This window comes from Parasalinivibrio latis (genome assembly GCF_036825535.1).
Taxonomy (GTDB): Bacteria; Pseudomonadota; Gammaproteobacteria; order Enterobacterales; family Vibrionaceae; genus Parasalinivibrio; species Parasalinivibrio latis.
Genome location: NZ_CP098812.1, coordinates 2,965,396 through 2,986,639, shown reverse-complemented (window position 1 = coordinate 2,986,639; position 21,244 = coordinate 2,965,396). Strand labels below are relative to the sequence as shown.

Genomic DNA, 21,244 nt, shown 5'->3' with positions numbered 1-21,244 from the left:
ATTTAGTGTTTTCAAATTGCTATTATATTTTTTCAGCTTACCTCGGTTATTTGCAAGTTTTTGTCCTTATTATTTGAAAGATTTGTGGATTTTTCGCCGTAAATCTGTTGCTGAATTAAGGGAAAAACCTGTATTAATGACCGAGTTTCCTATTTGCGAGACAAGTTGAGCATTGTTGCTGGCAATTTTGCCTGATTGATCAGTCAGCCCGTTTTCAAACCCAATCCGGATATCTCCACCTAACAGGTTTGCAGACTGTAGGCACTGAAAGGCATAGGGGCCAAATGCACAGGCTGCCCAGGGGGTTTCTGAACCGGTTAATGCCGATAGCATGGGATCCAGTTCAGCCGGCTGCGCAATGAACGATTCGTTGTACCGTCCAAGAACCAGCAGCAAGTGATGGCCTGCCGAAGGGATTTTTCCCTGGCTTATCAACTGGCGGTAACGAATGACGTCGTGTGCACCGTACAATATGTACTGGATGAAGATTCGTTGCTCGGATACTTCATGGAGAAACAGGCTGGCAGCATCAACAGAGCCCTCATCCGGCATGATTTCACGAAGGGCTATGGATGTCGCTTCCGGAAGGGTTGCCCGGAGAAGTGCCATTTGCTGTGCTGGGCTGTAACGGCCAACCGCTTCAGTTGTCAGTTGGATCACCAGCTTGTTATCGAGTGCTGACCGGACTTCAGCGAGCCATTCCTTGTTGAGTGCGGGATCGAGCGAGTGCTTCTGTTCGCTGTCCCGCACGTGGATATGTGCCATGGCTGCACCGGCATGCGCACAGAGCGCCAATTCATCTATCAAGGTGTTTACAGTGACAGGAACTGCCGGATGATCACTTGTTCCCGGACGCGCACCGTTAGGCGCGACAATAATATTGCGATCCGTTTTCATTATGCACTCCGGTCAAACTGGTGGGTGGCATCGTCAATGGTGAGTGCCAGCTTGTCTATCAGCTCTTCTATATGGTCGTCCTGGATGATAAAGGGGGGAGCAAGAAGAATATGGTGCCCCTGTCGTCCGTCTATGGTTCCACCCATCGGGTAAACCATCAGCCCCCGGTCCATTGCCATTTTCTTAACGATATTGTGGAGAGGGAAATCAGAGGGGAAGGGAGCTTTGGTTTCCCTGTTTTCCACTAATTCGATGCCAAGAAACAACCCACGCCCGCGTATATCGCCTACATGAAGGTGGTCGGCAAACCGGTTGCTCAATTCGGCAAATAGCTTTCTCCCCTGTCGGGCAACCTGGCTTAACAAGTCGTCATTGTCGATAACCTGCAATGTTGCCAATGCGGCTGCACAGGCTATCGGGTGGGCCATAAAAGTATGGCCATGCTGGAAAAAACCACTGCCGGATGAAATTGCCTCATAAATGTGGTCCGCAACCATGACTGCCCCAATGGGCTGATACCCGGCGGCCAATCCTTTTGCCATCGTCACCAGGTCAGGTACAGCAGCTTCCTGTTCGAAGGCAAAATAGGTCCCGGTTCTGCCGCAGCCGCACATAACCTCATCCAAAATAAGCAGCACACCATAGCGATCGCAGATTTGCCGGATGCGGTAAAAATACCCGCGCTCTGCGGTAAGGGCGCCAGCGGTTGCACCGACAACCGGTTCAGCAATAAATGCCATGACATTTTCCGGCCCCATTTCCAGGAGCTTGTCTTCAAGTTCCTGGGCCATCCTGAGCCCATACTCAAATTCCGACTCGCCATCCTTCCTGTTACGGTAGCTGTAACAGGGAGAGATAAACCCATGCTCAACAAGCAGGGGAGAGAAAGGCTCTCTGCGCCACCGGTTCCCTCCGGCTGCGAGTGCCCCCAGCGTGTTGCCGTGATAGCTCTGGTATCGGGAAATGACCTTGTTTCGGCTGGGTTGCCCTGTCTCAACAAAATATTGCCGGGCGAGCTTCAGCGCGCTTTCCACCGCCTCAGAGCCACCACTGACGAAATAGGTATGATTGAGTGAATCCGGTGCGCGCAAAGAAAGCACCTCGGCCAGTTGTTCGGCAACATCAGAGGTAAAAAAGCCGGTATGCGCATATGGAATAGCTTCAAGTTGCTTTTTCATCGCACTGGTAACGGTTTTGTGGTTGTGTCCGAGGCAGGAAACTGCCGCACCACCACAACCGTCCAGGTAGGATTTCCCGGTGTTGTCGAATAGGTAAACACCTTCGCCCCCGGAAATTCTTGGTGGGATTTTATGACAATGGCGGTGAAGGATGTTGCTCATGGTGCCGTTTCCTTAGCGCGAAAATTGTTCATATTGTGGGCAGGCGATACACTAATAACAAACGACATTTTTTACTGGGGTATGAAGAAAATTCATATCATCGGGCAGAGAGCAGATAAAAAGGGATTAGGTTTGGCGTTGATGCGTGGGATGCCCTCTATTAAGGCGTTGAAAACATTCGTTGAAGTGGCACAGAGCCGAAGCTTTTCCAAAGCGGCACAAACTCTTTGTCTCAGCCAGAGTGCAATCAGTAAACAGATTCAGCAGCTTGAAAACCAGTTGGGTACATCCCTGTTTGAGCGCCACGGTAGCGGAGTTGAATTGACTGAGGCCGGAATGCGCTATCTTGGGCCGGTTTTTGAAGCTCTGGATATTCTGTCCCAGGCGACATCAGAACTGATTCAGCGTCAGGAAGGGCACACAACGGTAAAAATACACCTCCCGCCCTCATTGGCGAATCTTTGGTTGATTCCACGTCTCGGTCAGGATCAGGCTCTTGAAGGAGTCCGGCTTGCAGTTGTCGCAGGTACGGAGCATGAACTGAATGACAGTAATGAGGTAGATATACGCTGTCTGAGAAATATTGAACTGCCTGATCACTGTGAGTGCCTGAAAAAAGAGAAATTGTTGTTGTTGGTTCGACCGGACAGGCTGCCGGCTGAGGTGGAAAAGGTGAGTGACATGCTTTCAGTTCATGCTATCCCTCATATTACCCGTCCCCATTTGTGGAGTAATTTCTGGCATTCGCACGGTGTGCCCCAAACGAGTCCCGTCTACGGTACGGGTTTTGAGCATTTTTATATGTCTCTTGAAGCGGTAAAAAATGGGGCAGGAATGGCGTTAATCCCGGATTTTCTTGCCCGTGATGCTCTTGCTCGCGAAGAGGTGGTTAATCCATTGGAAATCCAGTTTTCCAGTGGGTATGGCTATTACCTTATTCGGGGTCGGCACCAGCGTTTTTCCCGCGCAGCAGTCAGGGTCAAGGAGTGGCTGGCAGCCCAATTAGCACTGGACAATTGATCAGCGAGGAAGTATAACCCGCAGCCTCTATTCCACCCATTTTGAAGCGAGATTAACCCCATGCGAGAGCTTACAACCCCGGCCTCAGAAAGCTACCAGCAACGCTTTGGTGGCACCCAGCGCCTGTATGGCGTGAATGAGGTTGAGGTCCTTCGCGCAGCACATATCTGTGTAATAGGAATTGGCGGCGTTGGCTCGTGGGCGGTGGAAGCACTGGCGCGTACTGGAATTGGTGAGTTAACCCTGATTGACATGGATGATGTCTGTGTTACCAACATTAACCGGCAGATTCATGCGATGACAGGGACTGTAGGTCAGAGCAAAATTGAAGTAATGGCACAGAGGGTAAAACTGATTAACCCAGATTGCCAGGTCAACCTCATTGATGACTTTATTACTGAAGACAATATCGCAGAGTACATCGACAAGCGTTTTGATTACGTGCTTGATGCGATTGACAGTATCAAGCCCAAAGCTGCGCTGCTGGCTTTTTGCAAGCGGAATAAAATCAAGGTGATTACCGTTGGTGGTGCAGGCGGACAAACAGATCCGACGCAAATTGACGTGGCTGATCTAACCAAAACCATCCAGGATCCGCTGGCAGCCAAGCTTCGGAACAACTTGCGCCGTTTTTACAATTTCAGTAAGACACGCAAGTTCGGCATTGAATGCGTTTATTCAACTGAGCAATTGAAATATCCTCAAATGGACGGCAGCGTTTGTGCAGCAAAAACAACTGCAGAGGGACCAAAACGTATGGATTGTGCCAGTGGTTTTGGTGCGGCAGCAATGGTTACGGCAACGTTTGGTTTTGTGGCGGTTTCACGCATTATCAGCAAGTTGTTGGAAAAACATACTCGCAGTTAATCTAGGTTTAGTTTAAAAAAATGCCACGCGATATGCCTATCGCGTGGCCAAAAAACGGCGAAGAATCTTCAGACCGGGGGTTAGGCCGTCTCAATCTCCGCGTCACTCACCGCTTCTTGTTGTAAAGGCAGAACCTGCCGGACATAATCCCCCGGAGCATCAGCCAGAGCCGGATAGTTTTCAGACCCTGTGGCCAGCGGTTCCACCATTTCCTTGTTACTGAATGCAGTCAGCCACTGGTGCCAGTGAGGCCACCAGGAGCCTTCAGTGCGTTCAGCTTCACTTAACCAGTCCTCGGCAGCTTCAGGAAGGTTGCTGTTTAACCAGAAACCATACTTGTTTTTGTCAGGATGGTTAACAATGCCGGCTATATGGCCGGATTCACCCAATACAAAGGTCTTGTTGCCACCAAGGCAAAGTGCACCACGATACGTGCCTTGCCACAGGGCGATATGATCTTCACGGGTAGAAATAAAGTAAGTCGGTACGCGTATCTTACTCAGGTCAACATAAACGCCACCCACCTTAACCCCGCGCTTGTCCACCAGCTTATTGTTGAGATACAACTCGCGCAGGAGGAAGTTATGGGTTTTAGCAGCAACGTTGGTGCTGTCACTGTTCCAGTAAAGGAGATCAAAATCGACAGGACTGTTGCCCTTAAGGTAATTGTCGATGTAGTAATTCCAATACAGGCTGTTTTCACGGAGCAAGCTGAAGGTGACACTGAGCGATCGGCCGTCCATGTAACCCTTGGCGTTATTCTGGGTTTCGATGGCTCGGATAACCGGATCGTTTATGTAAGCGCCGACTTCCCCTGGCTGGGAGAAATCCAGCAAAGTAGTAAAGAAGGTCGCCGACTTAATGCGTTGTTTCATTCTCTTGGCAGAGTAATAAGCCAAGGTCATTGCGAGTACCGTTCCGCCAATACAGTAGCCTATAGCATTGATTTGCGGCTGCTTGGTAATGTCTTCAAGTACTGATACCGCTTCAACTACGCCTTTGGTGACATAGTCTTCAAACTCAACATCTTTCTGCGCAGGGCCGGGGTTACGCCAGGACATCAAGAATACAGTGTGCCCCTGCTCCAGCAGCCAGTTAACCATCGAGTTTTTCTGGCGCAAATCGAGGATGTAATACTTATTGATAAATGGCGGAACAACCAGCAGTGGTGTCGACAGAACCTTTTCTGTTTTTGGTGTGTACTGAATCAGTTCAAATAACTCATTTTTATACACAACCTTACCGGCAGTGGTGGCAATATCGTCACCAATTCTGAAGGCATTGTTGTTGGTCATACGGATTTTGAGAATATCCGCACTGGCGTCGACGTCTTCCTGAAGTTGCTGAATGCCTTTAAGCAAGTTTTCGCCATTTTTCTCCATTGTCAGCTTCAGCAACTCAGGATTGGTCATCACGAAATTGCTTGGGGACAATGCGTTGAGCATCTGTCGAGAGAAAAATGTCAGACGTTCGCGAGACTTCACATCCAGTCCTTCAATTGCATTGATGGACTGAAGGTATGTACTGCTGTAAAGCAGGTATGACTGCTTGATGAAGTTAAACCAGGCTTCTTCCTGCCAAGCTGGGTCGCTGAAACGTCTGTCGCCGTGTTCGGCGCCAACAACGTCATCATTTTCTTTGGCTAAGGCGAGCTGCTGCCAAATTTGAAGCTGCTTTTCCCACCACTGGGTTTGCAGGTTCATCATAACCCCCGGCTGATTAGCCGCGGATTCAAAAAACTGTAAGGTGTCTTCCAGATTAACTTCTTGCAGAGCACGGTTTAAAGGGGAGTCCACGGAGGTATTGCCGCGGTCCCAGCTCTGCCACCAGTCTTGCTGGCAACCTTGCATCGACTTGAAATAGTCTGCAAACAGGTGTGTAAACATGGATACCCTCCTGGTAAAAAAACCGCCGCCTCTTTGCGAGGCGGCGTCTATCCCTGTTTACGCCGGGGTAGCGGCCTTAATGTTTTCAGAGGTGAGGCTGTCTACGTCCTCTTTAAACTCTTTGGCAATGTTCTGAAGCTTGTTGCTGTCGTCCATCAGTTGCTGGGACAGCTTGGTCAGAGTCGCCATTTGTTGACCGTTGAATGCCGCCAGAGAAGTCACGTCTTTTACTTCGCTAGCTGCTTTGAACTGAGCCAAACCCAGCTCGCTGTATGCTTTCATTGCATTCAACTGAAGTTCAGTGATTTGCTCGACATGCTTAGCCATAAGCTTGTTGAACTTGTTGTAAGGAGCGAGTGATTTCTCTGCTTGATCTGAAAACACCTTGAACATATCCGTGTACATAACTTTTCTCCTGATAGTAAGAGAGTTAATTCAATAAAGGAGTAAACATTTATCAGCAGCGCTTGATGATCACTGCCGTGCCCATACCGCCACCAACACAAAGCGACGCAACACCATATTGCCCTTCACGGCGCTTGAGTTCGTGGATAAGGGTGACCAGAATACGGTTGCCCGACGCCCCCAGAGGGTGACCCAGAGCAATGGCTCCGCCATTCACATTGGTTTTTTCCATCATTTCTTCTACCGACTGACCGTGTTGTTCAGCCAGTTGGTAAACCACACCGAGTGCCTGAGCTGCAAAGGCTTCATTCAACTCAAGCAAATCGATATCTGAAAGTGCCAGCCCTGCTTTTTCCAATGCCTTGCTAACTGCACTGACTGGCCCCAGTCCCATAACTTTTGGATCCAGGCCGGTTTGGGCTGTAGCGACGATTTCTGCAAGCGGTGTGACGCCGTATTTCTTCACGGCTGACTCTGACATAACGATGATTGCCGAAGCACCATCGTTAAGTCCGGAGGCATTGCCTGCAGTGACTGAGCCTTCCTTGTTGAACGCAGGACGAAGCTTGGCAAGACCTTCTGCACTGGCATCGGCCTTGGGGTATTCATCTTGCTCGAACAAAACGGTCTGGCGCCGCTCGGTAACTTCGACCGAAACGGTTTCATCGGAAAATGTGCCCGCTTCCAAAGCTGCAACGGCGCGCTGCTGGCTGCTCAGTGCGTAGGCATCCTGAGCTTCACGGGTTATGTTGAGCTCGGCTACGATATTTTCAGCAGTAACACCCATGTGGTATTGGTTGAAAACATCGGTCAGGCCATCACTGATGAGCAAATCTTTGAGGGAGATATCTCCCATTTTCTGACCTTGTCGCAATGAGGCTGGTGCAGCAAACGGGATTTGAGACATGTTTTCAGCACCGGCAGCAACGATGACTTCAGCTTCTCCGGCTTTGATATGTGTTGCCGCATCCATAACGGCTTTCATTCCGCTTCCACAGACCATGTTCAGGCTATAGGCAGGAACTGTTTGTGGGATTCCTGCAAATAAGGAAGCCTGACGGCCTGGGCCCATACCTTGTGCCGCGCCGACAACATTGCCCAGAATAACTTCGTCAACAACTTCAGGGCTGACATTCCCGCTCTCTAATGCTCCCTTGATTGCCACTGCGGCCAGTTCGCCAACAGGGACTGATTTCAAGGCACCGCAAAAGCTGCCGATAGGCGTGCGTTTAGCCGCCACAATAAATACGCGTTCCATCTTTATTTTCCTGTCAGAGAGTAGGGGGTTATTGCATGTACAGGCCGCCGTTCACCGACAGGGTTTCACCTGTGATGTAGGCGCCGGCATCACTTGCCAGATATGAAACGGCTGCAGCAATTTCCTCTGGAGTAGCCAGTCGTTTCATCGGAACAGTCTCAATGATGCTGTCGAGCACATCCTGACGGATTGCCTGTACCATTGGCGTGCCGGTATAGCCAGGAGCGACTACATTGACGGTGACACCACTGCGGGCCCCTTCAAATGCCAGTGCCTTGCTAAAACCGATCATCCCGGCTTTTGCGGCAGAGTAGTTTGTCTGGCCAAACTGGCCTTTCAGGCCATTGACAGAAGAAATATTGATGATGCGGCCACCGCCTTTCTCGCACATGGCTGCAAACAGAGGTTGGGTAACGTTGAACACACTGTTCAGGTTGGTGTTGATAACTTCATTCCACTGTTCTGCTGTCATTTTCTTGAAGGTGCAGTCACGGGTGATGCCGGCGTTATTAACCAGTACATCGACAGTGCCTTCATCTTCCAGCAGTTTAGTCAGTCGTTCACGACAGGAATCAGCATTGGTAACATCCAGCTCAAAGAGTGTAACCTGGTCTTCAGAAAAGCCCTTTTCATCGAACCATTCTTTGGCGCATTCATAATTACCTGTGAAATAAGTTGCGATGATCCGGAAACCATCCTGGACAAGCTTTTCGGTGATCGCGGATCCGATTCCACCCTTGGAACCGGTGATTAGCGCGAGTTTCTGCATGAGTGACTCCGTTCGTAAAACAACAAGCAAACTTACAAGATGTCTGCAGCTGCATCCGGAACAACAGTACAACACCAGATTACAGTCATCTTTTTCCAAAGAGACGCGCAGTGGTAGGGAAACTGCGACTTTTGAATTTTTAATTTATCGTGTCTAGTTGAATATGCAATGACACTTTTCCTTACGATTCATGACGCTGCTTTTCTGGGCAAGTGATTAATCTTCATTCATTCTAAAATTTGCGCAGAGTCAAATTTTTCAAAAACTTATGTTAATCAAATGTAATTCGGATGTGTTTGGGGGGTGAATATCTGCCCTTTTGTAGGGCAGAGGGGAGTTAGGACGTGAAGTTGCTATTTTCGATGATTTTATCAATTACTGCATGTATGCCATTGCTTCGTGTCGGGGTAAGGTGATTGAGTAATCCCAAAGAAGTGAAGTAGGCATCTTTGTCGAATGTGTTGATTTCTTCAGCAGTTTTGCCGTTATAAGCGGCTAAAACCACGGCAAGGAGCCCCTTAACAATACGGGCGTCAGAGTCAGCCCAAAGCTGGATTTTTCCATCTTCCCACCGGTGGATCAGCCACACTTTGCTTTCGCAACCTGAAACTAGATGAGTATCTATTTTATCCTCAGAATTAATAGGTTGCAGTTGTTTGCCGATCTGGATCACATATCGGTATTTGTCTTCCCAGCCTTTCGCTTCTGACATAGCCTGTTGGACAGTTTCTGCAGTGATAACGTCGCCAAATGGGTGGGATGGAAAATCGGTCATCGCAAGTTTCCTTGTTATAGCATGGAGCAGGCTTTGTTGAGAGCCTCAACAAAGTGGTCAATATCTTCAGGGGAATTATACATGGCAAAGGACACACGCAGCGTGCCAGTGATGCCAAGGGCATCCATTAGCGGATGTGCACAGTGGTTTCCTGAGCGTACGGCGATCTGCTGTTGATCCAACAGCATTGCAAGATCCTGGTGGTGTACACCTTCGACCACCAAGGAAACGATACTCGCGCCCGGTTGCAGCCCGATAATACGCACACCCTCTATGTTGTTGATGCCTTTCACGAGGCGTTGGTGCAATGCATGGATGTGGTTTTCGATTCCGGCCAAATCAAGCTGGGAAAACCATGTGACGGCAGCGGCCAATCCCATGGCGCCACCAATATTCGGAGTGCCTGCTTCGAATTTACCGGGAGAGCGGGTAAATGTGGTCCCTTCAAATGAAACGCGCTCCACCATTTTGCCCCCGCCGTGCCAGGGCGGCATTTCGTCAAGAAGTGCCTTCTTGCCGTAAAGAATACCTATACCGGTTGGCCCAAACAGTTTATGCCCTGAAAATACATAGAAATCAGCATCCAGCGCTTTCATGTCTACTCTTTCATGGACAATTCCCTGTGCGCCATCAATGACAACAACAGCTCCAGCGTCATGAGCCAGGGATATGGCATCTTCAATGGGATTGCGCGTGCCTGTTACATTGGTGATGTGTGCAATGGCTAACAGTCGGGTGTTGCTGGTGATCAGGGAGCGCAGAGTATCAAGATCCAGTGTGCAGGTCTGAGGGTCTGCCGGCCACTTTATAACCTTTGCACCAGTCTGGGCTGCGACTAACTGCCAAGGAACAATATTGGCGTGATGTTCCAATTCGCTGACAATGATTTCATCACCCGGTTTCAATACCGTCCGGGCATAGGACTGGGCGATCAGGTTGAGACTCTCTGTGGCTCCACGGGTCCAGACCACTTCTGAGGCACTTGCCCCAATAAAATCGGCCACTGTTTTACGAGCGCTTTCAAACCCGGAGGTCACTGTCGCTGTCAGCTGATGGCTCCCGCGGTGAACATTGGCACTTCCTCCTCGGTAATATCCCTGAATGGCATCCAGTACGACAGACGGCTTTTGCGCAGTCGCAGCGCTGTCAAGATAGACAAGGCCACTGTTGCCGCTTTGACAGAGAGCCGGAAATTGTTTTCTGGTATCAGGGAAGCTAAATGAATTACACATGGGAGGTTATTCGTGCCAGTTAGAGGTTATTAACCTGGCTATGATCGCGGTTCAAAAGTGTGATGGCAAGCCTGCTAAGGGTAATGGGGACCGGAAGGCAAACAGAAGGGATAAAAAAAGGCACTGAGTTATCTCACTCAGTGCCAGCAAACACTTTGACAGACAGGGTCAAAATACAGGAATTTTAAACTTGGCAGAAATCTCTGCCGTGCCCGGCATTCCCAGGCAATATGCAAACACAACATCGCAACCACTCAACGAAGCAGTACACAGGGAAGGAGTACTTAGCGCCGTGGTGCGACGCAAATATAGGATTTCTATGGCGGCACGGCAATCGACAAATTATAATGTTCCGCATTAAAAAAACTAATGATTTATCTAGCCAGGAATACAAACACACATGGCAAGACGTTTACCCCCACTCAACTCGTTGAGAGTCTTTGAAGCTGCGGCCAGACACCTAAGCTTTACAAGGGCTGCCGAGGAACTTTTCGTTACCCAGGCGGCGGTCAGCCACCAAATCAAAGCACTGGAAGAATTTCTTGGCTTGAAGTTGTTCCGACGCCGAAACCGCTCACTCTTGCTTACCGAAGAGGGTCAGAGTTATTTTCTTGATATCAAGGATATTTTTTCATCTTTGTCGGATGCGACCGAAAAAATATTAGAGCGTAACGCCAAGGGTTCACTCACTATAAGCCTGCCACCAAGCTTTGCGATCCAATGGCTGGTTCCTAGGCTTGCTGACTTTAATACCAGTCACCCTGATATCGATGTTCGGATTAAAGCAGTTGATTTGGAAGATGGGTCATTGACCGACGATGTTGATGTGGCGGTTTATTATGGGAAAGGTAACTGGCCGGGTCTTCGTGTGGACAAACTTCATCAAGAATACCTGGTACCGGTTTGCTCACCCTTGCTGTTAAATGGACCCAAGCCACTTCATACTTTGGCGGATCTGAAAAACCACATGCTTCTGCATGATACATCGCGCAAAGACTGGAAGGCATTTGCCAAAGTGCATGGTCTCAATGACCTGAATGTGAACCAGGGTCCGATTTTCAGCCACTCAAGTATGGTGCTACAGGCTGCTGCTCATGGGCAGGGGATTGCACTGGGGAATAACGTATTGGCCCAGCCTGAGCTTGAGTCCGGCCGCCTCGTGTGTCCGTTCGAGGAGATTCTGGTAAGCCAGAGTGCGTTTTACCTGGTCTGTAAGGAAAAAGACGCTGAAACCGGTCGTATTCAGGCGTTTCGTGAGTGGATGGTAAACAAAGTTGAAAGTGAACAGGAGACATATAACCGCCATGGAAACCAACTTTCTGATTGATGGGCCGGAGTCGGCTGATGTCACCTTCATCTTTGCCCACGGTGCCGGGGCAGGAATGGATCATGATTTTATGGCCAGGATGGCTGGATTGATCGCTGGTCAGGGTATCCGTGTGGTGCGGTTTAATTTCCCTTACATGGCTAAACGAGCATTGGATGGGAAAAAGCGTCCGCCGGATCGTGCACCAAAGCTTCTGGAACACTTTGAGAACGTGATTGCCGAGCATGGTCGTGGGAAAGTGGTTATTGGTGGGAAATCTATGGGTGGACGTATGGCTTCCCTGCTTCACGATCGGGAGGATGTTACAGGTATCGTCTGTATGGGCTTTCCTTTTCACCCTCCGGGTAAGCCGGAAAATTTCAAAGGCGGCCACCTTGCTGATATGGATAAGCCTTGCCTGATTTTGCAGGGAGAAAGGGATACCTTCGGCAAACGCAGTGAAGTGGCAGAATTTGTTCTGTCTGAGTCTGTCAGGGTGGAGTTTGTCCCTGACGGCGACCACAGCTTTAAACCGCGTAAGGTATCCGGTCATACCGAACAGGAGAACCTGATGATGGCGGCAGATAAAACAGTGGCATTTATTCGGGAGGTTACTCAGTGAATTCCCGTTTGGCATTGATTTTCGGTACCCTGTTTGGTGGTTTGAGTGTGGCTTTAGGGGCGTTTGCAGCCCATGGCCTGAAGAGAACTCTGTCGGTGTATCATCTGGACATTTTCCAGACAGGTGTCCATTACCAGGCTATCCACGCTCTGGCACTGATCGCAGTAGCACTTTGGATGCGTCAAATTGGAGACGTACCACGCACCCTTAAGCTCGCTGCGGCGTTTTTTACCGCAGGCATACTATTCTTTAGCGGCAGCCTCTATGTCCTGGCTTTAACAGGTATTACACTGTTCGGCGCCGTAACCCCGGTTGGGGGTGTTTGTTTTCTGATTGGCTGGGCTGCTGCCATGACAGCAGCCTGGCGGAGTGAGTGAGGTTCGAGTTGAAGCAAGTATTGTTGTATTGTCGTCCCGGTTTTGAAAAAGAGTGTGCCGGAGAAATCACTGACAAAGCCGCACAGTTGGAAGTGTATGGCTTTCCGCGTCTGACCAAGAACAGCGGATATGTGCTTTTCGAGTGCTACCAGGATGGCGACGCACAGAAACTGATCAAAGAGATCACCTTCAGCCAGCTTATTTTCTCACGTCAGATGATTGCGGTAGTCGGACAATGTGAGGATCTGGATCCGTCCGATCGTATCTCACCGATCCTTGAAGCATGTGAAGGCTTGCCTACCGGTGGTGATCTGCGCGTAGAGACCCCGGATAACAACGAAGCCAAAGAGCTGCTGAAATTCTGCCGTAAGTTCACCGTGCCGCTTCGTCAGGCAATGCGCAAGCATAAGGTACTGTTTGCCAAGGAGAACCCAAAGCGTCCAGCTATTCATGTTTGCTTTACTCGTCCGGGTTGTTGTCTGGTGGGTTATTCCATGTCAAACAACAATTCACCGTTTTATATGGGTATCCCGCGCCTGAAGTTCCCGGCGGATGCGCCGAGCCGTTCTACCCTGAAGCTGGAAGAAGCCTTCCATACCTTTATTCCCCGGGAAGAATGGGATGAGCGCCTGGCGTCTGGGATGTGGGCGGTTGATCTCGGTGCTTGCCCGGGAGGGTGGACTTACCAGCTGGTACGCCGTTCTATGTTCGTACATTCCGTGGATAACGGCATGATGGCAGAGAGCCTGATGGAGACAGGCCAGGTGAAACACCACCAGGCTGACGGCTTCAAATTCGAACCGCCGCGTAAAAACGTGACCTGGCTGGTGTGCGACATGGTTGAAAAGCCATCCCGCGTAGCCCAGTTGATGGGGGAATGGATTATCGATCGTTGGGCAAAAGAGGCAATCTTCAACCTCAAACTGCCAATGAAAAACCGCTACGAGGAAGTGAAGGAAGATATCGACAACCTGCGTATCTTCCTGCGTGACAATGGTGTGCGTTACGAAATGCAAGCCAAGCACCTCTACCACGACCGTGAAGAGATCACTATCCACCTGCGCCGTATCAACTGATATATTGTTGGATACAGTATTGAAGCCGGCTCTGAGCCGGCTTTTTACTGGGTATTACTTTCTGCCGTTCGCTCCCCGGAGTAGCGGATGTCTTGCAAGTTAAACCCGAGGGTTATATCGGTTTTCAGGCTGGATACCTGCTTACAAATCCGTGCCATTTCCTGGTGCCCGTCGATTTTCTTTTGCCATTTTGGGGCAAGATCTTCCGCGCCCAGAACACCCTCCAGTGTTTGGTACAGGTGCAATAGTTCTGTCGCAGATTTTGGGCCTATGCCCGGCACCCCCGGGATTTTGCTTGATGAAATGCCTGCCAGCCCCCAGTAATCAGTGAGTTGGTTAGGAGCGACACCAAACTCCTTTTCAATAAAGGGAATATCCAGCCATCGCTGCTGAAAATAATCACGGATGCGGATGGTTGGCTGCAACAGCTGGCAGTATCCCTTGTCTGTTGACACAATGGTCACTTGTTCCCCTCTGCCAGCCAGCTTGGTTGCCAGTGTCGCAATCATGTCATCGGCTTCATCACCCACCGAGAGAAGGGAATCAATGCCCTTCAGCCAGAATGCTTCCTGTATGTCATCCAGTCCTTTTTCCAGTGCCTCCGGCATGGGTGAGCGTCCGGCTTTATAGTCTGGCAGTAAGTCAGCCCGCCAGCCCCGGTGCTGGTGAGGGCTGTCGAATACCGCCACCATATGGCTTGGCTCGCTTTGGGCTATAATTTTGTCAATGGCGTGGCAACATACCCTGCTGGTGGCTGCAATATCCTCGTCATTTCCCTGGGCGGCATGGACGCGCCGGATAAGGTTCATTGCGTCGATGATGACAAGGTGTATAGCCATAGTTCGGGGCCTCTGGAGTGGCAGGAGTAATGAAAACAACCAATTAAAAAGGAGCCTTTCGGCTCCTTTATTGTAAGTAATGCTGTTACCGGATGTCACGGCCGGTCTGGTCTTAATCCCGGTTAGGTAATGATTTCATAGCAGGGAATGTATTCTGAACCCGGTAACTTCATTCTCTGCTGATCCACAAAGCCCCTTAACACCTTGTCCATCTTGCGCATCAGCTCAGTGTCGCCGTGAATTTTGAATGGGCCGTGTCGCTCAATACGCCGGATCCCTTCATCTTTTACGTTGCCGGCAACAATGCCGGAAAATGCACGGCGAAGGGCACAGGCCAATTGCTCTGGGCGCTGGTTCATGTGCAGGTCGAGGGTTGCCATATTTTCATGGGTCGGGTCGAACGGCAGTTGGAATTCAGGTTCAATTTTTAAAGACCAGTTAAAGGAGTAGGCATCGCCGGTTTCTTTCCTGTGCTCACGAACATCCGGCATTGCGCCTTTAATAATCCGTGCGGCCTCCGCAGGGTCACCAATGACAATTTTGTAGTACTTGGTGGCGTCTTCTCCAAGTACTTCCCGGACAAAGGTGTCAATGACTTCAAAGTAGGCTGCGCTCTCTTTTGGCCCGGTCAGTACAATTGGCATCGGCTGCGATTTATTTTCCGGATGCATAAGGATACCGAGAAGGTAGAGAAGTTCTTCTGCCGTACCGGCACCACCCGGGAATATGATGATGCCGTGGGCTATCCGGACAAAGGCTTCGAGGCGCTTCTCAATATCCGGCATGATCACCAACTCATTGACGATTGGGTTCGGCGGCTCGGCTGCAATGATTGACGGTTCAGTCAGGCCAATAAACCTGCTGTCACGGATGCGTTGCTTGGCGTGGCCGATAGCCGCACCTTTCATCGGGCCTTCCATAGCGCCAGGTCCGCATCCGGTACAGATGTCCAGTTCGCGAAGGCCCAACTCATTGCCGACTTCACGGGTGTACTGGTACTCAACAGGGTTGATGGAGTGACCGCCCCAGCACACCACAAGATTTGGATCCTTGCCCTGCGGAAGGGTGCGGGCATTGCGTAAAATGGCGAAAATCAGGTTGGTGACGTGAATGGAGTTGGTGAGGTTAAGGCCACCACGGTCATGATCCAGGTAAGAGTTGAGGTAGATAATATCGCGCAGAACTGAGAACAGGTGTTCCTGGATACCGCGGATAAGTGTTCCGTCAACCAATGCATGTTCAGGAGGGTTAACCAGCTCCAGTTTTACCCCGCGCTCCCTGCGTAACACGCGGATATCAAAATTGAGGTTTTTTTCCAGGAGTTCTTTGGAGCTGTCAGTGTGGCTTCCCGAATTCAGAACCGCGAGGGAGCAGTTACGGTAAAGCCGGTACAGGTCAGTTTTTGCTGTGTCTTTGAGGCGGTCCACTTCAAGCTGGGACAGCAGATCCATGGCTCCAACAGGGCTTACGTGTGTGATCATAGCCACCTCCATTGTTGGCTTAACGAACTGATAGCCAATTAAATCAGTATCTTATTTAACCATATACCAAATATAAGAAATTTGACCAGCCGGGCAGGTTTTTTATTTCACACGCGGTGCGCAGAAAAATCAGGTGGGAGGTGAGTTAAACCCAGTGGGTTCGGTTGCGGCCGCGGTTTTTCGCGTCGTACAAACCTATGTCGGCACGCTCAATGACTTCAGTTGGTGAGTCGTTGTCACGGAAGACGGTAGCGCCGATAGAAATCGTGATACTGACCCGCTCATTTTTAAATTTGAACGGCAGTTTGGAGATACTCTCACTGATAGTTGCAAGAATATTGTGCTGGGTTTCTTCATTGGCATCCGCCATCAGGACGACAAACTCTTCACCGCCAAAGCGGGCAACAAAGTCGGTGTCACGGACGGACTGCTGGATAGTTTTGGCAATGACTTTAAGGGCTTTGTCCCCGGCAAGGTGCCCGAAGCGGTCGTTGATTTCCTTGAAGTGGTCGATATCGATAATCGCCAGGCACAGCGGACGCTGGTAACGGAGCCAACAGCGGTATTCGTGTTCCAGTCGGTCATTGAGGGCTGCACGGTTATAGGCTTTGGTCAGGTGATCAAGGAACATTCTGCGCTCCTGATCGCCCAACCGGCGGCGGTAATCCAGTGTCTGCTCGAACAGTTGGCTGATCTTGCTCTCCGTCGCTTTAAGCTTCTCCATCAGGTCTTGCTCACGCTTGCTCAATGAGAGGTTCTGCTCAACGATGGTGTGCATTTCCGAGGCAATATTGGCAACAACTGCGGTATTTTCGTTTTCCGGTGGCAGACGGCCGACTGTATTTTCTAGCTCGCTGGCAATTTCTTCCATGGAAACCAGCATGGTTTCGCGCTGTTCAATGATACTGGCAGCACTGTCACTGGTTTGTGCGTTGGACTTCTGTAGCCCGGCAAGATCATCGTTGACCTGCCCGAGGAATTTCTGTGAAGCCTTGCGCTCTGCGTGGGTTCCCTGCAATACCAGCTTGATGGATTCTAAAGAGAGTTCAATCAGTGTACGGGAGTCAGAAACCAGCAAAAGCCTGTTACGGATATCAAGCAGTGTGGCACCCGCTTCACCGTCAAAATCAAGTTCGGTAATAAGGTGCTGAAGTTCATCCGCAAGCTTGTTAAGCAGGTCCGGGTCTATGGAATCGATAGAATTGGAATGGCTGGGGGAAACTGTCAGGGATTTTAGGGCTCTCTCGTATAGCTTGAGAAGCTCAATGACACGGCTGTTTGCCTCATTGCGGGTCTGCGCAGGGGACTGGAGCAGGTTACGCAGATCCCTTTTTAACTGGGCTGGCAAACCTTGCATGCGCTTCAGCACTTCACCACTGCGGTGAAGCGCGACTTCCATTTTGTCGTGTTCCTGACTGTTTTCAGCCGACTGTTTACTGATCATCCTTTCAACAACCGCCAACCGTGGCACCAGAGTGCTTACGTCCTTGCCATGCTCAAGATCCGACTTGAGCTCCATGAGTTTCCGGTCCAGTACCTGATTTTGACCACGACAGGCTACGCTGAGACGCGAAATCAACCGCTTCAGTATAAGCACTTCGCGCCGGGATTTCAGTGAAAGATCCCGGTAGGCAAGTTGTACTGATGCGAGTCGTTTATTTAAATTCGCTTGTGCTGCGCTTGCGGTCATCGTTACCTGTTACTGAGACTGCCCGGCCCACTCGTTCGGGGAGCCTTTCGGTTACTTATCATGATAGGTTTATCAAAAAGTTAGAGTAGGGTCACGTAGTTCCCAATTGAGCTTTCGCTTATTGCGATATAACTCAATATGTGTCGACTTTTTTATTCATTTATCGTGATCTTCGTGCCACTCAAAATCCAGTTTTGAAGACGTTTTAGTTTTTACTAAACCAGTTTTTATGCCATCCAGGCATGCCTGGCGGATGTTGTCTCCTGCGAAACTGGCTGCAGGTGCATGCTCAATAGCACTGAGGTGTACCCACTGGCTGCCGTCCTCTTTTTTGCTGATGAGCCGGGCTGCACTGGTTGCCATAAGCAGGATATCAATCAGCTCCTGGTCATTAATGGCGGTACTTGCCCGTGACAAGAACGGATACTCCGCCATACCGATACGGGCTCTGTTATCCAGGTTACGTTCCTTATGATGTTCAATAAAATCATCAATAAGCTTCTGGACGGAGCCCGCGAGCTGCTCTGGCTGACTGTCCAGTCTCGAATTGGGTTCAATGTAAATGAACATGGCATCGGAGAAATGGTAAAGTCGGGCCGGATCTGTTACCTGATCATTCAGGTAGTTACCAAACTCTCGTTCCAGCTTCAGACCTTCCTTGTAACCGTGTTCGAGGTAGACGATTTTCAGGAAAGGTACTTCGAACATTGCAAACCGCAGGCGATCATGGAAGGGTTCATGGATAATCTCGCCCAATGTCCATTGTTCAAAGTTTGCACTGCTCTGCTGCAGGGAGTTCTGCAGGCGGGCATTCAGCATCCGCAGGTTCCTTAAGCCACTGCGCGGGTGAGTATAAAACTCATCTCGTAGGTTTTGTAGCTTGAATTTGCGTAAAACCGCAATCCTGTGGCGGCTGTATAAAGTTGCGGCAAGTATGACTAAAACAATTAGCAGGATTGCTGACAGATTGCGCTGGTTCATGAACGCTTGCACGCTGTCTGACAATTGGCGTTGCATGTCATCCATCTGCAGTTGTCGTTCAATGACCTGTTGTTGCTGTTTGAAGGCTTTTGCGACTTTTGCCTGTGCTGCCTTGGCAGGTGAGAGTGACTCTAACTCCCGCTGGGTACGAAGTGCATTGAAATAATCACCAGAGTCCTCGTAGACCATTGAAAGTGCAGCAAGGCCGTTTCTTTTCAGAGATGTGCTGCCAACTTCGGTTGCCAGCAGTATTCCGCTGTGTAACGACTGTATTGCATCCGGGTAGTGGAGCATATCTGCCTGTACCTTGCCAAGCTGAATGTAAGCTTCTGAAAGTGTAGGTTTGTCTTTGTTTTCCTTTGCTATTTTCAGTGCGTCTTCAACATACTCTTTCGCAAGGCCAAGGTGGTGCAGTTCCAGGTATATACGGGAAACAGCGACCAGAAGAGGGGCTTGCAACGCTTTCTGGCCGTTTTGGTCAGCCCAGTCCAGGGCATTGAAATAGGTGGCAAGCGAGAAATTGTATCGTCCCTGAATTTCATACACGTTGGCAAGCAGGCGCAACACTTCGGTCAGCCTGTCCCTTAACCTGAAATGTTCGTAGAAGTCTGCGGCCTGGTTGGCATGTTGCTGGGCTTTATCCAGTACTCCACGAAGCAGGTAGAGGCGGGACAGCTCCACATTAATTCGGGCAAGCTCGCTTTCGAGCTGGTTTTCACTTGCGATCCAGTAGCTCTGCAGCAGCTCAGCCAGTGCGCCTTCATAGTCTTGCTGTTGGAGGAAATGCTTGCCGAGTGCTGTCAGGTATATGGTTTGTAGCTTTGGTCTTTCCCCGTCAGAAAGTTTTTTTATCAGGTTTTCAGCATTGTGGAACGCCTGTAGTGCTTTTTCCTGGTGGTCTGTATTGGAGTAAATAATGGCGGACAGAAGTGCAGCGTGGAACTTCAACTCCGGAAGGTTGGTGCTGACAACTTTTGTGTCGCTGACCAGTTGTTGGAACTCAGCGAGCAGGTTAAGGGCCATCAGGCTGTCGTTGTAACTTTTCCAATGGGTGGAGGCTTTGGCGATTAACGCTGCCAGCCGGGCACTTACCAGTTTGTATTCCTGTGCCATCAAGTCTGCTTTCTGCATCGACTGCAGGCCTTCATCTATCCTGCCGAGAGCGACCAGTGCCATACCTTTGATGATATGGGCATGGATGGTGTGAAGGGGGCTCCTTATCTGCCGGTCACCTTCATCATTCATGTGGTTGCTGCCTGATGGCTGGGTAAGCCGGCGCTCTTTTAAGTAATTGTCTGTAATGGAAAGCGACTGCGAGGGATTGGTCTCGAGCAGATTAAGGGCATCACTGAGAATAGGGGCAGTGTTAAGCTCGGCTCGTGCTGAAGAGCAGAGAAAAAGCGTTGCTGCTGCAAGGATAACTTTTAGGTGGCGCATGACTTCCTTTCGCACACTTCAACCTTCCGGATTGTGAAAGAGATAAAAGCAGGATGAAACCAGTTACCCGGCCCCTAAAGGCCGGGCAGGAATGACTATTGACGGGCGGTGCGGTTGTTTTCGCTTGGTGTTTTGCCCATGTTTGTACGGTATGGGTTGATATCCAGGCCGCCACGGCGTGTATAGCGTGCGTAAACTGTCAGCTTTTCCGGTTTACACTGGGCCATGATGTCAGCAAACATGCGTTCGACGCACTGCTCATGGAACTCATTGTGGCGGCGGAAGGAGACAATGTAGCGCAACAGTTTTTCCCGGTCGATTTTGCCACCGGTATATGAAATCCGGACTGATCCCCAGTCTGGCTGGTTGGTTATCAGGCAGTTCGATTTCAGCAGGTTGCTGTGCAGGACTTCAGAGACGACTTTCCCGTCAGCGGCACCTTCGAGCAGTGACGGGTCGTATGCATAGGTGCTGATTTCAATATCCTGGTTGTCGATGCACTCGCCGCCCATATTGACGATCCGGTTGTCATCAAACTCTTCCAGAGGCAACACGGTAACATCCACCTCTTCCCCTGCACAGGCTGATAGGTCTTTTTGCAGAGTGTCAGCCACTTCTTGCCAGCTGCCGAATCGGGTCTGGTTGAAGCTGTTGAGGTAAAGCTTGAATGATTTGGACTCAATCAGGTTAGGGCTGGTGGCGGGAAGGCGTACTTCTCCGATGGCAACCTGTGGCAGGCCTTTGGCATTAAGCCAGGACAACTCATAGAGTGTCCAGATGTCATAGCCGGTAAATGGCAGGGTGTCCCCCAAATCCAACTCATCACGGTTCAGGCTACGCGGAACCGGCTGCAGCAGGGATGGGTCGTACTGCTCCTTGTATTCGGTCTTTTTGCCCAGTTTCAGATCGGACAGAACCTTGGCACCTTGGTAATTGCTCATGCTTTTCGACACCAATGGATTAGAATAAGGCAATTTTACTGAATC

19 protein-coding genes are annotated in these 21,244 nt (G+C 50.1%); 6 read left to right on the top strand and 13 right to left on the bottom strand.

The genetic code is table 11. The annotated features are described in order from the left end of the window. Nucleotides 1-69: 69 nt before the first annotated feature. Together NF212_RS13865 and NF212_RS13860 are read right to left on the bottom strand one after the other, a co-directional pair. Nucleotides 70-897 carry a 3-keto-5-aminohexanoate cleavage protein gene (locus tag NF212_RS13865; RefSeq protein ID WP_434356584.1) on the bottom strand — a complete coding sequence of 276 codons (828 nt, stop codon included), beginning with the start codon at nt 895-897 and terminating at the stop codon, nt 70-72. After that, nucleotides 897-2,237, bottom strand: a complete 1,341-nt coding sequence (locus NF212_RS13860; RefSeq protein ID WP_434356582.1) for an aspartate aminotransferase family protein — start codon at nt 2,235-2,237, stop codon at nt 897-899. Before NF212_RS13860 ends, NF212_RS13865 begins: the two co-directional genes overlap by 1 nt. An 81-nt stretch (nt 2,238-2,318) precedes the next feature. Here NF212_RS13860 and NF212_RS13855 point away from each other — a divergent pair, with 81 nt between their 5' ends. Continuing rightward, nucleotides 2,319-3,257 (top strand): LysR family transcriptional regulator, encoded by a 939-nt coding sequence (locus NF212_RS13855; protein ID WP_434356580.1) that lies wholly within the window; start codon nt 2,319-2,321, stop codon nt 3,255-3,257. Nucleotides 3,258-3,317: 60 nt separating this feature from the next. Continuing rightward, nucleotides 3,318-4,124 (top strand): tRNA cyclic N6-threonylcarbamoyladenosine(37) synthase TcdA, encoded by an 807-nt coding sequence (gene tcdA / locus NF212_RS13850; protein ID WP_434356578.1) that lies wholly within the window; start codon nt 3,318-3,320, stop codon nt 4,122-4,124. An 80-nt stretch (nt 4,125-4,204) separates the two neighbouring features. Here the strand turns inward: tcdA and phaC are convergent, their stop codons facing one another. The 6 genes from phaC to csdA form a co-directional block, all read right to left on the bottom strand. Beyond that, nucleotides 4,205-6,010: a class I poly(R)-hydroxyalkanoic acid synthase gene (phaC, locus tag NF212_RS13845; protein ID WP_434356576.1), complete on the bottom strand. Its 1,806-nt coding sequence runs from the start codon at nt 6,008-6,010 to the stop codon at nt 4,205-4,207. 57 nt (nt 6,011-6,067) lie between these two features. Then, complete coding sequence (locus NF212_RS13840) at nt 6,068-6,415, bottom strand: phasin family protein (protein WP_434356574.1); 348 nt, start codon at nt 6,413-6,415, stop codon at nt 6,068-6,070. A gap of 52 nt (nt 6,416-6,467) precedes the next feature. Further along, entirely contained in the window at nt 6,468-7,673 is a 1,206-nt protein-coding gene (locus tag NF212_RS13835; protein ID WP_434356572.1) for an acetyl-CoA C-acetyltransferase, read from the bottom strand. Between the two features lie 28 nt (nt 7,674-7,701). Continuing rightward, on the bottom strand, nt 7,702-8,442 hold the full coding sequence (locus tag NF212_RS13830) for an SDR family oxidoreductase (protein WP_434356570.1): 741 nt from the start codon (nt 8,440-8,442) through the stop codon (nt 7,702-7,704). Between the two features lie 337 nt (nt 8,443-8,779). After that, nucleotides 8,780-9,217 carry a cysteine desulfurase sulfur acceptor subunit CsdE gene (gene csdE, locus NF212_RS13825; RefSeq protein WP_434356568.1) on the bottom strand — a complete coding sequence of 146 codons (438 nt, stop codon included), beginning with the start codon at nt 9,215-9,217 and terminating at the stop codon, nt 8,780-8,782. A 14-nt stretch (nt 9,218-9,231) separates the two neighbouring features. Next, on the bottom strand, nt 9,232-10,449 hold the full coding sequence (gene csdA, locus NF212_RS13820) for a cysteine desulfurase CsdA (protein WP_434356566.1): 1,218 nt from the start codon (nt 10,447-10,449) through the stop codon (nt 9,232-9,234). Between the two features lie 400 nt (nt 10,450-10,849). Between csdA and NF212_RS13815 the strand changes: the two genes are divergently transcribed. From NF212_RS13815 to rlmM, 4 genes are read left to right on the top strand one after another with little or no spacing between them, the layout of a single operon-like run. Next, the gene (locus NF212_RS13815) at nt 10,850-11,776 is read left to right on the top strand and encodes a transcriptional regulator GcvA (protein WP_434356564.1); all 927 of its coding nucleotides are present in this window, start codon (nt 10,850-10,852) and stop codon (nt 11,774-11,776) included. Beyond that, on the top strand, nt 11,754-12,377 hold the full coding sequence (locus tag NF212_RS13810; protein ID WP_434356562.1) for an alpha/beta fold hydrolase: 624 nt from the start codon (nt 11,754-11,756) through the stop codon (nt 12,375-12,377). The genes NF212_RS13815 and NF212_RS13810 overlap by 23 nt, the downstream gene beginning before the upstream one ends. Then, the gene (locus tag NF212_RS13805) at nt 12,374-12,754 is read left to right on the top strand and encodes a DUF423 domain-containing protein (protein ID WP_434356560.1); all 381 of its coding nucleotides are present in this window, start codon (nt 12,374-12,376) and stop codon (nt 12,752-12,754) included. The genes NF212_RS13810 and NF212_RS13805 overlap by 4 nt, the downstream gene beginning before the upstream one ends. A gap of 8 nt (nt 12,755-12,762) precedes the next feature. Then, on the top strand, nt 12,763-13,830 hold the full coding sequence (gene rlmM, locus NF212_RS13800) for a 23S rRNA (cytidine(2498)-2'-O)-methyltransferase RlmM (protein ID WP_434356558.1): 1,068 nt from the start codon (nt 12,763-12,765) through the stop codon (nt 13,828-13,830). Between the two features lie 44 nt (nt 13,831-13,874). Here rlmM and xni read toward each other — a convergent pair whose 3' ends face one another. From xni to queF, 5 genes are all read right to left on the bottom strand, one after another. Further along, entirely contained in the window at nt 13,875-14,669 is a 795-nt protein-coding gene (gene xni, locus NF212_RS13795) for a flap endonuclease Xni (protein ID WP_434356556.1), read from the bottom strand. A gap of 122 nt (nt 14,670-14,791) precedes the next feature. Then, complete coding sequence (gene ppnN / locus NF212_RS13790) at nt 14,792-16,150, bottom strand: nucleotide 5'-monophosphate nucleosidase PpnN (protein WP_434356554.1); 1,359 nt, start codon at nt 16,148-16,150, stop codon at nt 14,792-14,794. 145 nt (nt 16,151-16,295) lie between these two features. Then, complete coding sequence (locus tag NF212_RS13785) at nt 16,296-17,840, bottom strand: diguanylate cyclase (protein WP_434356552.1); 1,545 nt, start codon at nt 17,838-17,840, stop codon at nt 16,296-16,298. A gap of 156 nt (nt 17,841-17,996) precedes the next feature. Next, nucleotides 17,997-20,258 (bottom strand): tetratricopeptide repeat protein, encoded by a 2,262-nt coding sequence (locus NF212_RS13780; RefSeq protein WP_434356550.1) that lies wholly within the window; start codon nt 20,256-20,258, stop codon nt 17,997-17,999. A 95-nt stretch (nt 20,259-20,353) separates the two neighbouring features. After that, nucleotides 20,354-21,199: an NADPH-dependent 7-cyano-7-deazaguanine reductase QueF gene (gene queF, locus NF212_RS13775; RefSeq protein ID WP_434356548.1), complete on the bottom strand. Its 846-nt coding sequence runs from the start codon at nt 21,197-21,199 to the stop codon at nt 20,354-20,356. Nucleotides 21,200-21,244 lie beyond the last annotated feature (45 nt).